10 protein-coding genes and 1 pseudogene are annotated in these 12,841 nt (G+C 70.5%); 9 read left to right on the top strand and 2 right to left on the bottom strand.

Features of this window, described 5'->3' with window-relative positions:
- The 4 genes and pseudogenes from ACWEGE_RS46565 to ACWEGE_RS46550 form a co-directional block, all read left to right on the top strand.
- Window positions 1-464, top strand: a pseudogene (locus ACWEGE_RS46565) (ABC transporter family substrate-binding protein); the annotation flags it as partial.
- 186 nt (window positions 465-650) lie between these two features.
- The gene (locus ACWEGE_RS46560) at window positions 651-1,667 is read left to right on the top strand and encodes an ABC transporter permease (RefSeq protein ID WP_449666941.1); all 1,017 of its coding nucleotides are present in this window, start codon (window positions 651-653) and stop codon (window positions 1,665-1,667) included.
- On the top strand, window positions 1,660-2,589 hold the full coding sequence (locus tag ACWEGE_RS46555) for an ABC transporter permease (protein ID WP_449666940.1): 930 nt from the start codon (window positions 1,660-1,662) through the stop codon (window positions 2,587-2,589). Before ACWEGE_RS46560 ends, ACWEGE_RS46555 begins: the two co-directional genes overlap by 8 nt.
- 77 nt (window positions 2,590-2,666) lie before the next feature.
- Window positions 2,667-3,683, top strand: coding sequence for an ABC transporter permease (locus tag ACWEGE_RS46550; protein WP_449666939.1), 1,017 nt, complete (start codon window positions 2,667-2,669; stop codon window positions 3,681-3,683).
- Window positions 3,684-3,868: 185 nt separating this feature from the next.
- Here ACWEGE_RS46550 and ACWEGE_RS46545 read toward each other — a convergent pair whose 3' ends face one another.
- Window positions 3,869-5,650, bottom strand: coding sequence for an ABC transporter ATP-binding protein (locus tag ACWEGE_RS46545; RefSeq protein ID WP_449666938.1), 1,782 nt, complete (start codon window positions 5,648-5,650; stop codon window positions 3,869-3,871).
- Window positions 5,651-5,762: 112 nt separating this feature from the next.
- Here ACWEGE_RS46545 and mshB point away from each other — a divergent pair, with 112 nt between their 5' ends.
- From mshB to ACWEGE_RS46530, 3 genes are read left to right on the top strand one after another with little or no spacing between them, the layout of a single operon-like run.
- Entirely contained in the window at window positions 5,763-6,605 is an 843-nt protein-coding gene (gene mshB, locus ACWEGE_RS46540) for an N-acetyl-1-D-myo-inositol-2-amino-2-deoxy-alpha-D-glucopyranoside deacetylase (RefSeq protein WP_449666937.1), read from the top strand.
- Window positions 6,602-6,994: a hypothetical protein gene (locus ACWEGE_RS46535; protein ID WP_449666936.1), complete on the top strand. Its 393-nt coding sequence runs from the start codon at window positions 6,602-6,604 to the stop codon at window positions 6,992-6,994. The genes mshB and ACWEGE_RS46535 overlap by 4 nt, the downstream gene beginning before the upstream one ends.
- Window positions 6,987-7,784 carry a hypothetical protein gene (locus ACWEGE_RS46530; RefSeq protein ID WP_449666935.1) on the top strand — a complete coding sequence of 266 codons (798 nt, stop codon included), beginning with the start codon at window positions 6,987-6,989 and terminating at the stop codon, window positions 7,782-7,784. The genes ACWEGE_RS46535 and ACWEGE_RS46530 overlap by 8 nt, the downstream gene beginning before the upstream one ends.
- A 29-nt stretch (window positions 7,785-7,813) precedes the next feature.
- Here ACWEGE_RS46530 and ACWEGE_RS46525 read toward each other — a convergent pair whose 3' ends face one another.
- Complete coding sequence (locus ACWEGE_RS46525) at window positions 7,814-8,575, bottom strand: site-2 protease family protein (RefSeq protein ID WP_449666942.1); 762 nt, start codon at window positions 8,573-8,575, stop codon at window positions 7,814-7,816.
- A gap of 264 nt (window positions 8,576-8,839) precedes the next feature.
- Here ACWEGE_RS46525 and ACWEGE_RS46520 point away from each other — a divergent pair, with 264 nt between their 5' ends.
- Window positions 8,840-9,127, top strand: a complete 288-nt coding sequence (locus ACWEGE_RS46520; protein WP_161790928.1) for a WhiB family transcriptional regulator — start codon at window positions 8,840-8,842, stop codon at window positions 9,125-9,127.
- A 133-nt stretch (window positions 9,128-9,260) separates the two neighbouring features.
- Window positions 9,261-12,560, top strand: coding sequence for a glycosyltransferase (locus tag ACWEGE_RS46515; RefSeq protein ID WP_449666934.1), 3,300 nt, complete (start codon window positions 9,261-9,263; stop codon window positions 12,558-12,560).
- Window positions 12,561-12,841 lie beyond the last annotated feature (281 nt).

Here is a 12,841-nt window from a genome sequence, read left to right as displayed (position 1 = left end):
CGCACAACCAGAACGCGCGCCGCAGCCAGACCGTCGAGATCATCATCTCGCAGGCCAAGGCGGCCGGCATCGAGGTCAAGGACGAGACCGACGCCAACTTCCTCAAGGGTGGCCGCGTCTCGACCGGTGACTACGACGTCGCGCTGTTCGGCTGGTCGTCCCAGCCGTTCAAGGCGGAGTCCAAGTCGATCTACGTCTGCCCGGACAAGGGTGGCGAGCAGAACTACCAGAGCCTCTGCGACCCGAAGATCGACGACGCCTACAACGCCGCGGTGAAGGCCACCGACGAGCAGGTCAAGCTGCAGAAGTACCAGGAGGCCGACAAGGCCATCGCGGACGACTACGCGACCCTGCCGCTGTTCCAGACGCCGAGCATGTGGGCGTTCAAGGGCATCGACCGCGTCTACATGCAGTCGTACGACGGTGTTCTGTGGAACGTCGGCGAGTGGGAGCAGAAGAAGTAGGGCTCGCCCCGCCTCTTCCATCCCCTCGCTCCAGATGACCTGGCGGGTACCGGGGTTCGGCCAAAAGCCGGGCCCCGGTACCCACCGGAAGTAGCTGTTGACCGTAGGGTTACCGCCACTACGGTAGACAACCGGGTAGCGGTCCAGCGCACTTCTGACGACCAGGCCCGGATGAGGAGCAGTTCGTTGAACCTGGTGATCTACATCCTTCGCCGTCTGGCGATATCGATCCCCGTCCTGCTGGTCGGGACTTTCCTGTGTTTCGTCATGGTCGCCGGCACCGGTGACCCGCTGGGCGAGCTGCGGCAGAACCCGACGATCAGCAAGGAAGCGCTGGCCGCGACGGCCGCCAAGCTCGGTCTCGACCAGGGCATCGTCCCCCGCTACTTCACGTGGCTCGGCGACTTCCTGACCGGCAACTGGGGCATCTCCATCGCCCAGGGCAACGCTCTCGCACCGGTCGCGCCCAAGGTGATGGCCGCCCTCGGCGTCACCTTCAAGCTGGTCGTCGGCGCCGAGATCCTCGCGCTGATCGTGGGCATCATCGTCGGCGTGCTCGCCGCGGTGAAGCAGTACTCGATCATCGACTACATCGCGACCACCCTCGCCTTCCTGCTCTTCTCGATGCCGATCTTCTGCGTCGCGATCGTGCTGAAGCGCTACGCCATCGAGATCAACGGCTGGGTCCGCGACCTCGGCCTGTCCGACGTCCTCGGCAACCCGTGGCTGCGCACGACCAGCCCGGAGCAGCTGAAGACCGACGGCGTCGGCGACTTCATCACCAGCACCATCGGCGCGTACCTGCTGCCGACGCTGTCGATCATGGCGATCAGCTTCGCGGCGTACAGCCGCTTCCAGCGCGCGTCGATGCTCGAGGTCATGGGCTCGGACTACGTGCGCACCGCCCGCGCCAAGGGGCTCGCCAACGGCCGGGTCATCTTCCGGCACGCGTTCCGCAACGCGCTGATCCCCGTGACGACCCTGTTCTCGGTGAACTTCGGTTCGGTTCTGGCCGGCGCGATCATCACCGAAACCGTCTTCAACTGGCACGGTATGGGCACGTTGCTGGTGGAAGCCGTCACGAAGAACGACACTCAGGTCATGATGGGCTGGCTCGTGGTGATCGCTTCTCTCGTCATCATCGCCAACCTGATCGCCGACCTGATGTACGGCATCCTGGACCCGAGGATTCGCGTTGGCTGACTTGAACTCTCTTCTCGCGACCGAAACCGCCGCGGCCGACGGCACGCTGCCGGCGGAAGCGCTGCCGGAACCGCGGAGCCAGGGCAAGCTGGTCCTGCGGAAGTTCCTGCACCACAAGCTGGCGATGGCGTCTTCGGCGGTGCTGCTGCTGATCGTGCTGCTCAGCGTGCTGATGCCGATCTTCTGGAAGCACAGCTACCAGGACAGCTCGTTCCCGTCGTTCGCCAAGCCCAGCGGCGAGTTCCCGCTCGGGACCACGCAGGTCGGCAAGGACATGGTGTCGCAGGTGCTGCGCGGCACGCAGTACTCGCTGCTCATCGCGCTCACGGTGTCGATCCTCGCCACCGTGATCGGCGTCGTCTTCGGCGCGGTCGCCGGCTACCTGCGCGGCTTCACCGACTCGGCGATCTCGCGGGTGACGGACCTGTTCCTGATCATCCCGCAGATCGCCGCGGCGGCCATCCTCGCCAAGGTGTTCGGCGGCGGCACGTGGTACATCGTCGCGCTGGTGCTCTCGGCGTTCGCGTGGATGCCGATCGCCCGGATCACCCGGGCCGAAGCGATGTCGCTGTCGCAGCGCGAGTTCGTCGACGCGGCCCGTGCTTCGGGCGCGGGCGTCGTCCGGATCATCTTCAAGCACCTGGTGCCGAACATGGTCGGCAGCATCACGGTCAACGCGACCCTCGCGGTCGCCCAGGCCGTGCTGGCGGAAGCCGCGCTGTCGTTCATCGGCCTCGGTGTCCAGCTGCCGGACACCTCGCTCGGCCGCGTCATCCTGGAGAACTACGCCCAGCTGCAGACGCGGCCGGCGCTGTTCTTCGGTCCGTTCATCGTGCTCGTGCTGATTTCACTGACGATCAACTTCATCGGTGACGGTCTTCGCGACGCCTTCGACCCGCGTCAGCGGAGAATGAAGGCCTGAACGCGCGACGCGGGGGTGACCGGTTCCGGTCACCCCCGCGTTCGTTTCGCGGGGATCGCCGAACCTGGGGGTTTCGGATGAATCTCGTGCTCTACGTGCTCCGGCGGTTGGCCATCTCCGTCCCGGTCCTGCTGATCGGCACGTTCCTGTGCTTCGTGATGGTCGCCAACACCGGCGACCCGCTCGGCGAGCTCCGCAGCAAGCCGGGGATCAGCGCGGCGGCCATCGCCGACACCGAGCACAAGCTCGGCCTGGACCAGAGCGTCCTCGCCCGCTACTTCAGCTGGCTCGGCCACTTCCTGACCGGCGACTGGGGCATCTCGATCGCGCAGGGCAACGCCTTCACCCCGGTCCAGCCGAAGGTGATGGCCGCGTTCAAGGTGACGCTGGAGCTGGTGCTGACGGCGTCCGTGCTGGCGCTGGTCTTCGGCGTGCTGGTGGGGGTGCTCGCCGCGGTGAAGCAGTACTCGATTTGGGACTACCTGGCCACGACGCTGGCGTTCCTGATGTTCTCGATGCCCATCTTCTGCGTGGCGATCGTCCTCAAAGGCTACGCGATCCGCGCCAACATCTGGGTCCGCGACCTGGGCCTGTCCGACGTGCTCGGCGACCCGTGGCTGCGGACGACGAGCCCGGAGAGCCTCTCGGCCACCGGAGTGGGTGACGCGCTCGCGAAGTACGTCGGCGCGTTCCTGCTGCCGACGCTGTCCATCATGGCCATCACGTTCGCCGCCTACAGCCGGTTCCAGCGCGCTTCGATGCTGGAGGTGCTGGGCGCCGATTACGTGCGCACAGCGCGCGCCAAGGGCGTGTCCAACAGCCGCGTGATCTGGCGCCACGCGTTCCGGAACGCGCTGATCCCGGTGATGACGCTGTTCTCGGTGAACTTCGGCGCCACGGTGACCGGCGCGATCATCACCGAAACGGTGTTCAACTGGCACGGCATGGGCACGCTGCTGGTGGAGGCGGTCAACAAGAACGACCCGCAGGTGCTGATGGGCTGGCTGGTGGTGATCGCGGCGAGCGTCATCGTCGCGAACCTCCTCGCGGACCTGCTCTACGGCATCCTGGACCCCCGCATCCGCGTCGGCTGACGGACGACACGCGTACCCCGCCGGACGACACGCGTACCCGGATGGACGACACGCCGGGCACCGCCCCCGGCGGCCGTGTCGTCCGTCTGAGTACGCGAGTCGTCCGCTTGGGTACGCGTGTCGTCCGTCCAGGTACGCGAAGGGCCCCGCACCCTGTGGGTGCGGGGCCCTTCGGCGTTCGTGCGTCAGTCGGCCACCGGGGCCAGCTTGCCTGCCTCCCACGCCGCGCGGCGCTCGGCCTGCAGGATCGGGTCCGCGACCGGGGCCGCCGACAGCAGGCGCTTCGTGTACTCCTGCTGCGGCGAGTGCAGCACCTGATCACGCGTGCCGACCTCGACGAGCTTGCCGTGCTGCATCACCGCGACGCGGTCGGCGAGCAGGTCGACCACCGCCAGGTCGTGGCTGATGAACAGGCAGGCGAACTGCAGCGACTGCTGCAGGTCCAGGAACAGGTCCAGGACGCGGGCCTGCACCGACACGTCCAGCGCCGAGGTCGGCTCGTCCGCGATGAGCAGGGCCGGGTCGAGCGACAGCGCCCGGGCGATCGCCACGCGCTGGCGCTGCCCGCCGGAGAGCTCGTGCGGGTAGCGGTTCATGTAGTGCCCGCCCAGCTCGACCTTGTCGAGCAGCGAGCGGACCCGCGCCGACAGCTCCTTGCCGGAGAGCACCTTGTGCAGCACCATCGGCTCGGCGATCGACTCGCCGATCGTCATCTTCGGGTCCAGCGTCGACGCCGGGTCCTGGAACACGATCGAGAAGAACCGGCGAAGCGGGCGAATCTCCTTCGCCGACATCTTCGTGATGTCCTTGCCCGCGATCGCGATGGTGCCCTCGGTCGCGCGCAGCAGGCCGACCGCGCAGCGGCCGACCGTCGACTTGCCGGAACCCGACTCGCCCACCAGGCCGACGATCTCGCCCTTGGCGATGGTCAGCGAGACGTCGTCGACCGCGCGGTTCTTGCCCTGGCCGCGGCGGCCGGGGTACTCGAGCACGAGGTTCTTGATCTCCAGCGCCGGCGCGGCCTCCTCGATCACGGCCTCGAGCTCTTCGTCGGCCAGCCGGATCTCCTCGGCGATCTTGGCCGCCTCGGTGCTGTCGGTGGCGATCCCGGCGTCGTCCAGCAGACGGCGGCCCTCGGGACGCTGCCCGAGCACCGGCACCGCGGCGAGCAGCCGCCGGGTGTAGTCCTCCTTCGGCGACGCGAACAGCTCGCGCACCGGCGCCTCTTCGACGATCTCGCCCTGGTACATCACGATGACGCGGTCGGCCATGTCGGCGACGACGCCCATGTCGTGGGTGATCAGCACGATCGCCGTGTCGAGGGTGTCCCGCAGCTTGCGCAGCAGGCCCAGGATCTCGGCCTGGACCGTGACGTCGAGCGCCGTGGTCGGCTCGTCGGCGATGATCACCTTCGGGTCGCAGGCGATCGCCATGGCGATGACGACGCGCTGCCGCAGACCGCCCGAGAGCTGGTGCGGGTACTGCTTGAACCGCAGCTCGGGGTTCGGGATGCCGACCATGTCGAGCAGCTCGACCGCCCGCTTGTCGGCGGCTTCCTTCGCGATGTCGAGGTGGGATCGCAGGGCCTCGCGCAGCTGCCACCCGACCGTGTAGACCGGGTTCAGCGCCGTCATCGGCTCCTGGAAGATCATCGCGACCTGGTTGCCGCGGATCTTCTGCATGTCCTTCTCTTTGAGATCCGCCAGGTTGCGCTCGCCGAGGCGCAGCTCACCGGCGATCCGGCTGGTCTTGGGCAGCAGGCCCAGCACCGACATCGACGTGACGGACTTGCCGGACCCGGACTCCCCGACCACGGCGACGATCTCGCCGGGCTGCACGTCGAACCCGATGCCCTTGACGGCGTTCACGACGCCGTCCTCGGTCTGGAACGACACGCTGAGGTCGGAAATGGACAGGACCGATCCTGACACGCCGGCGACGTCCGCCGAAGTTGCTTCAGTGCTCACCAGATGCCCTTCGTGGGGGTACAGACCGTCACGACGCGGCGGTCGCGACTCGCGCGAGGATAACCGAGGGTGTCCCCGACGAAGGTCGGAGCACGGGAATTACGCTCAACCCGTGATCTCCCCGGTATCGCGAAGGCTGCTGTTCGTCCACGCCCATCCCGACGACGAAAGCATCACCACCGGCGCCTCGATCGCACGATACGCCGCCGAAGGCGCCGACGTGACCGTGGTGACCTGCACGCTGGGCGAAGAGGGCGAGGTCATGGCCGGCCTCGGGGAGCTGGAGGGGCTGCGCGCTCACACCGCCGACCAGCTGGGCGGCTACCGCGTCACCGAGCTGACGGCCGCGTGCGCCGCGCTGGGGGTGTCCCGGCACCGTTACCTCGGCGGGCTCGGCCGGTGGCGCGATTCGGGCATGGCGGGCACGCCGTCGGCGTCGCACCCGCGGGCGTTCACCGGCGGAAGCGCCGACGAGCAGGCCGCTCAGCTGGCGGAGCTCATCGACGAGGTGCAGCCCCAGGTCGTCGTCACCTACGACGCCTTCGGCGGCTACGGCCACCCCGACCACATCCGGGCCCACGAGATCACGATGGCGGCGGCGGCCCGGGCCGGTTCGGTGCGGCGGGTGTTCCACACGGTGACGTCGAAGAGCGCGGTGCGTGCCGGGCTGGCCGCGCTGCGTGCCGGCGAACCCCGCTACCGCGTCCCGGACGACGACGAGCTGCCCGCGACGCCAGACGAGGAGATCACCACGGTGCTCGACGTCGCCGGGTACCTCCCGGCCAAGCTCGCGGCCCTGCGGGCGCACGCGACCCAGCTGGCCGTGGTCGACGGCGCCGTCCCGTACTTCGCCCTGACGAACGAGATCGCCCAGCCGATCCTCGCCGAAGACTTCTTCGTGCTCGCCCACGGGCCGGTCGAGGGTGCGGAACACGACCTGTTCGGTGGGCTGTGACCGGGGCGGAACGGCTGACGGTCGAGCAGCGGCTGCTGCTGGTCCTGCTCGCGGTCGACACGGTGCTGCTGGCCCTGCTGGAGCTGTTCTTCCTGCCGCTGCGGATCGGGGTGGTCCCGGTGCCGGTGACGGTGCTCGTGGGCGCCGTCACCACGCCGTGGCTGGTGTGGACCACGGCGAAGCTGGTGCGGCCCGGGCTTTCCTGGGTACCCCTGGTGGTGTGGGTGCTCGTCGTGTTCGGGGTCGGCATGCTGGGCCCGGGCGGTGACCTGGTGCTGATCCAGGACTGGCGGGCGTTGCTGCTGCTCGGCGCGAGTGCGCTGCCGGGCGCGATGGTGCTGGGCGGCGCACCGCGCCGGACGGCGGGAAGGGGACCGGGACGTGGGTGAGGCGATCTCCGACCGGCAGGTCGTGGCGGTGCTGCGGCCGTTCGTGCGTGCCTGCGGGCCGATGCTGGACGCGCTGCGCGAGTCCGACCCGTTCGGCCTGCAGGCGCGGGCCTCGGAAGACCTGGCCGAGGTCGAGTCGGGCCTGAAGGCGAAGCTGATCCACGGGGTCACGTCGGTGAAGGTGCCGGGCACGGCGGCGTGGGCGCGGATGACCGGCTACGACCGGTCGAGCTGGTGGATGAACCGCGTCGGCCGCTTCACGGCGGTGCTGACGTCGATCCCGGGGCTGGGTGGTGCGCTGGCCGACCGCCTGCCGGTGCAGGACGCCCTCGGCGCGGCGTCCCAGGGGCTGTTGTTGTGCGCGATCGCGGGCGAGTACGGGGTGACCGACGTCGGAACCCGCGTGCGGCTCATCGCGTGGGTGCTCTTCGAGCGCAACATCGACGCGAACCTGGCGGCCGGCAAGCACGCGGAGCACGACGAGGCCGCGGAGGCGGACGAAGCGGCGAAGCTGACCGAGGAACTGAGGGCGTCGGAGAAGAAGCACGGCAAGGCCACGGTCAAGGCGGCGGGCCGGACGCTGTGGCGGCTGGGCCGGGGCCTGCTGGGCATCACCGAGGAGCTGGAGAAGCGGCCGCGCGGCAACCTGTTCCACCGTGCGCTCGGCATGCTGCCGGTCGTCGGGGCGGCGGGTGACTACCTGGGCGAGCGGTCGGGTCTGCGGGTCGTGTGGAAGCGCGCGCACGGCTGGCTGACCGAGCACGCGCCACCGGTCACGGCACCGCGCTGATCATTCCCGCGCGGTGCCCGTCTCAAACCTCAGTTCCAGAACTGGAAGACGCTGAAGCCGATCTTCGCGCCGTCGACGTACCCGCCGAAGGCGTTGAAGATGGCGTAGGAGCCGTCCCACAGCGCGGCGTTCGCCGGGCGGAAGAACCACAGGATCGCGAACAGGATGATCGGTGCCCACGGGCGGACCTGCGCGCCCAGTTCGCGAGCCCGCGGCGGCAGGTACGGCTCGATCGCGCCCCAGCCGTCGAGGCCCGGGATCGGGAGGATGTTGAGCAGGAAGGTCACGACCTGCAGCAGCGCCAGGTAGGACATCGCGATGACCAGGCCGCCGGCCATCGGGACCACTGCGACCACCAGTGCCAGCGCCGCGCCGACCGCGAGGTTGCTCAGCGGCCCGGCCAGTGACACCCACGACGACGTCCCGCGCGAGCGCAGCGCCCCGCGGTTGATCCAGACCGCGCCGCCCGGCAGCGGGATGCCGCCGATGATGAGGAAGATCAGCGGCAGGATGATCGACAGGACGGGATCGGTGTACTTGCGGACGTCCAGCGTCAGGTACCCCTTGTGGGCGACGCTGTAGTCCCCGCCCCGGTAGGCGACCATCGCGTGCCCGAACTCGTGCAGCGACAGCGACGCCACCCAGCCGGCGGCGACGAAGATCACCACGCCGGCGATGAGCAGCGGGTCGCGGTCGCGGACGAAAACGGTGTTGATGTCACCGAACGCGGCCATGGCGCCACCGGCGACGGTGAGCGCGAGGATGCCGAGGAAGACCGGGCTGGGGCGCACTGCTGACTTCTGCACGTGCTCCAGTCTTCCGTATGCTCGGTGTGAAGTTACCGGCGTGTCCCCTTGCGCGATCGGGCCGGAACGTCCCCCGAACTCGCTACTCCGCTTGACCTGACCGCACTACACGGGTGTAATCACAGTGATGTCATTCGCCGCCGAGAGGGGACGGCGAGTGTCGTTTCACCACCGCCAGCCTGGGGAGTGCTAGGGAGCGAGGAGGCGGACGTGCGGTTGGAAGCCGATGGTAAGGAATGGGGGCACGTCATGAGTTGGGGCGAGATCCCGGAGCAGGCTCTGGGAGATCTCACCGAGCTCATCGATGCCACCGAAGAAGAGCAGGATTGGCAGGAACGCGCTCTGTGCGCGCAGACGGACCCGGAGGCGTTCTTCCCCGAGAAGGGCGGCTCCACCAGGGAAGCCAAGCGGATCTGCCTGGGCTGCGAGGTCAAGGACGAGTGCCTTGAGTACGCACTGGCCCACGACGAGCGCTTCGGCATCTGGGGCGGTCTGTCCGAGCGGGAGCGCCGCAAGCTGAAGAAACGCGCCGTCTGAGCGGGAATCACCGGTGATGCTCGGCGTCACCGGTGATTCCACGTTGGTGAAGTCTCGGCGTGGGTTCACCAACGGGTGACGGACCTGGGCCGTAGGGTGGCCGCACCGACTGCCACCCGAACTGGAGCGTTCGTTGCCCCGCACCGCCGCGCCGCCCGTCCCGCGCACCGCGCCCGTTCTGGCCATTGTGGTCTGTCACGACGGCGAAAACTGGCTGCCGCTGGCGCTTTCCGCGTTGCGTCGCAGCAGTGTCCGGCCCCGGCACGTGCTCGCCGTGGACACCGGCTCCACCGACGCGACCCCGCGGCTGCTCGCCGAAGCCGCCGAGGACCCCGGACCCGGTTCTTCCCCTGTGCTCTCCGGGGTCATCACGCTCCCGGGTGACACCGGGTTCGCGGCCGCGGTCGCCGAAGCCGTCGCGCACGCCACCGAGCGCTGGGGCGACCCGGGTTCCTGGCTGTGGCTGCTGCACGACGACTGCGCGCCCGACCCCGACTGCCTCGAGCAACTCCTGACCGTGGCGACGAAGGAACCATCGGCCACCGTGCTCGGCTCGCTCGGCCTCGACTGGACCGATCCGCGGCTGATCGTCGAAGCCGGCCTGTCCACCGACGCCTCCGGCCATCGCCAGCAGGTCGCCGCGTCCGGCGAAGACCCGGTCGAGGTGCTCGCGGTGCCCAGCGCGGGCTCGCTCGTGCGCCGCGACGCCTGGGACGCCCTCGGCGGCTTCGATCCCGATTTCCCATTGCTGCGCGAGGATCTCGACTTCGGCTGGCGCGCCAACGCGGCCGGCGGCGTGGTCCTGTCCGTGCCGCTCGCGCGGGTGCGCCACGCCCGCGGCGTGACCACCGGACGGCGGAAGGCGGACGTCCTCGCCGGTTCGCTGCCCGCCGCGAACCGCGCCCACGGGCTGCGCGTGTTCCTGGTGAACTGCTCGCCGTTTTCCTTCTGGCTCGGCATGATCCGGCTCCCGCTGCTGGCGGTGCTGCGCGCGCTCGCCTTCGTCCTGCTGCGCCGCACCGGGGAAGCGCGGGCCGAGCTCGCCGCCGCCGCGTACCTCCTCAGTGGACACGGCGGATTGCGCGCCGCCCGCGCCCACCGGCGGCGGAATCCGCGGCCGGGCACGGTTCGCGGCCTCTTCACCGGACGCTGGACGCGGCTGCGCAACGCCGTCCGCGCCGGCGTCGTCGGCCTGGTGCGCCGCGGTGTCGAGAACGACGTCGCGCTCGGCCGGGTACCCGAGACGGTCGAAACCGAGTCGGCGTGGGTGACGCCGGAAGCGCTCGACGCCCGCGAGAACCGTCCGGTGGGGCCGGACGCGCTGCCCGCGGGCGCGCTGCGCGGAGTCAGCTCGCGCGGGTCCGGGCTGCGCCGTCCGGGCACGCTCGTCGCCGTCACACTGCCGGAACCGCCGGCCGCCGAAGACGCTCCCGAGGTCGAAGAGCCGGAACCCGAACTCGTCTTCGTGGAGGTGAACCGGCGCCGCGTGCTGGCGGCGACGGTCTTCGCGCCGCCGGTGGTCCTGCTCGTCGTGCTGACCGCGCTCGGCCTGGTCGTCAACCGCGCCCGGCTCGGCCTCGACCTGTTCGGCGGCAAGCTCCTCCCGGTCGGCGGGCTGGGGGAGCTCTGGACGTCGTACCTGACGCCGTGGCACGCGATCGCGGGCGGCACCGGCGCGCCCGCGTCGGCCACCGTGCCGGTGCTCGGGACGCTCGGCGCCCTGTTCGCGCCGATCGGCGGCCCCGCCGCGCTGGTGGCGATCCTCCTCATCGGCGACATCCCGCTCGCGGCGCTGAGCGCGTACGCGGCGACGAGAAGGCTTCGCGTGCGCCGCTGGGTCCGCGCCGTCGTCGCCGCGACGTACGCGCTGCTGCCGGCCGCGACCGCCGGCGTGGCGCAGGGCCGGCTCGACGTCGTCGTGGTGCACCTGGTGCTCCCGCTGGTGGCCGCGGGCATCGCGGGGCTGCTCGTGCACGCGGACACGCGCTGGCTGCACGTCTCCGCGCTGTCGGCGTTCGGGGTGGCGCTGCTCGGCGCGTTCTCACCGCTGGCGCACGGGCTCGCGCTCGCCGGGCTGCTGATCGGGTTCGTCGTGCTGCCCGCACCGACCGGGCTGGCGCGCCGGATCGCGTCGGTCGGGATCGTGGTCCTGCTGCCGCTGGCGCTGCTGCTGCCGTGGCCGACCGTGCTGCTGAAGCACCCGGAGCTGCTCGTGCAGGGCCTCGGCGGCGCGGCTCCGGCGGTTTCGGCCACGGATCTGGCCGGGCTCGACCCGGGCGGGCCGGGCGCCTGGCCGATCGGCGTCGCGGTGATCGCCGCGGCCTTGGTGGCGGTGGTCGTCCGGCCGACGAAGCTCGCCGCGGGCGGGCTGGCGCTCGCGGCACTGGGCGCGGGCGGGGTGGTGCTGGTGCGCATGGTGACGGCACCCCCGATGCAGGGCGGCGCGGCGGCACCCGGCTACGCGGGCGTGCCGCTGCTGATCGTCGGGGCGGGGCTGCTCTGGGTGGTGCTCGGATCGTGGCAGGGCGGCGGCACGGCGGCGGTCCCGGCGCCGTGGCTGCCGAAGGTGATGGCGGTGGCCGGGGCGGCGGTGTTCCTGGGCCTGGCGGCCGGCGCGGTGGTCGTCGGCGCGCAGGGGCCGCTGCGGGCCGGGGAGCGGCCGTCGCTCGCTCCGGAGGTCGCGGCCGAGCTGGCGGCGTCCGGCCGCTCGGTGCTCGACCTGGCCCCGGACGCCACCCGCCAGATCGGCGGCCGCCTCCCGCACTACGGCGACGACGAGCTGGCCCCGGCACCCGGCACGCCGGCCCGCTTGGCATCCTGGCGCCGAGCCCTCGGCCAAGGCGACGCGGCGGCGGTCCAGGGCGCACTCGCGGCGGCTGCGGCCGCGGGCGTGGAGTACCTGGTCCTCCCGCCCGGCGTGGACCCGAAGGCGTACCCACCGCTGGCGAAGGACCTGCTGTCGGTGGCCGCGCCGACGTCCGACGGCCGCGGCGTCCTCCGCCTGCTCCCACCGGCGGGCCAGGTGATCTTGATCTCCCCGGAGCAGGCAAAGGCGGCGGTCACCGGAGGCGGCGCCCCCGGCAACGCCCCGGGCGTGGCACCGGTACGCGCAAACCTCCCGGACGTACGCGTCCGGGTCTCCGACGGCCCAACAGGCCGGCTGCTGGTACTGGCGGCGGAGCAGGAGCCGGGCTGGAAGGCCACGGTGGGCGGCAAGCCGGCCCCGATAGTGCCGGCGTGGGGCCACCAGGTGGCGGTATCGGTCCCACCAACGTCCTCCGAGGTAACGCTGGAGTACCCGGGAACGGAGCGAAACCTCCTGCTCCTGTCCCAACTGGCGGCAGCCCTGTTCACCCTGCTGACGGCAGTCCCCTCCCACCGCCGCGAGCCCGAATCCAAAGGAAAGGAGCGGGGTGGTCATCCCGTCGCCTGAGGCCGTGAAATCACTTTGAGCCGGGCCCGCAACGCACAGCGCTGCGTGGGGAGACAGCGCACGCTTGCGGGCCCGGCTCAAAGTGATAGGCCTCAATCAGGCGACGGGATGACCACCTCGCGGCCCACCTCCATGAAGTGGGGTGGGAGCGTTGGCCGTGGTCATCCCGGAGCCTGCCCGTCCGGCCAATACCGCTAAGTTAGGGGTGTCCAGGCGGGGCTGGGCTGTGACACGCGCTGCGCGTATCCGTTGTCTGAGTGGATTTCGTTCTACGATGTGCG

Source organism: Amycolatopsis sp. NPDC004747, from assembly GCF_053601335.1.
The sequence above is the reverse complement of the archived record's forward strand: the minus strand, read 5'-3'. Positions and strand labels throughout refer to the sequence as shown.

Bases quoted from the DNA above. Each gene is read 5' to 3' on its own strand.
- ACWEGE_RS46550 (WP_449666939.1), top strand. From the start codon at position 2,667: ATGAATCTCGTGCTCTACGTGCTCCGGCGGTTGGCCATCTCCGTCCCG.
- ACWEGE_RS46520 (WP_161790928.1), top strand. From the start codon at position 8,840: ATGAGTTGGGGCGAGATCCCGGAGCAGGCTCTGGGAGATCTCACCGAG.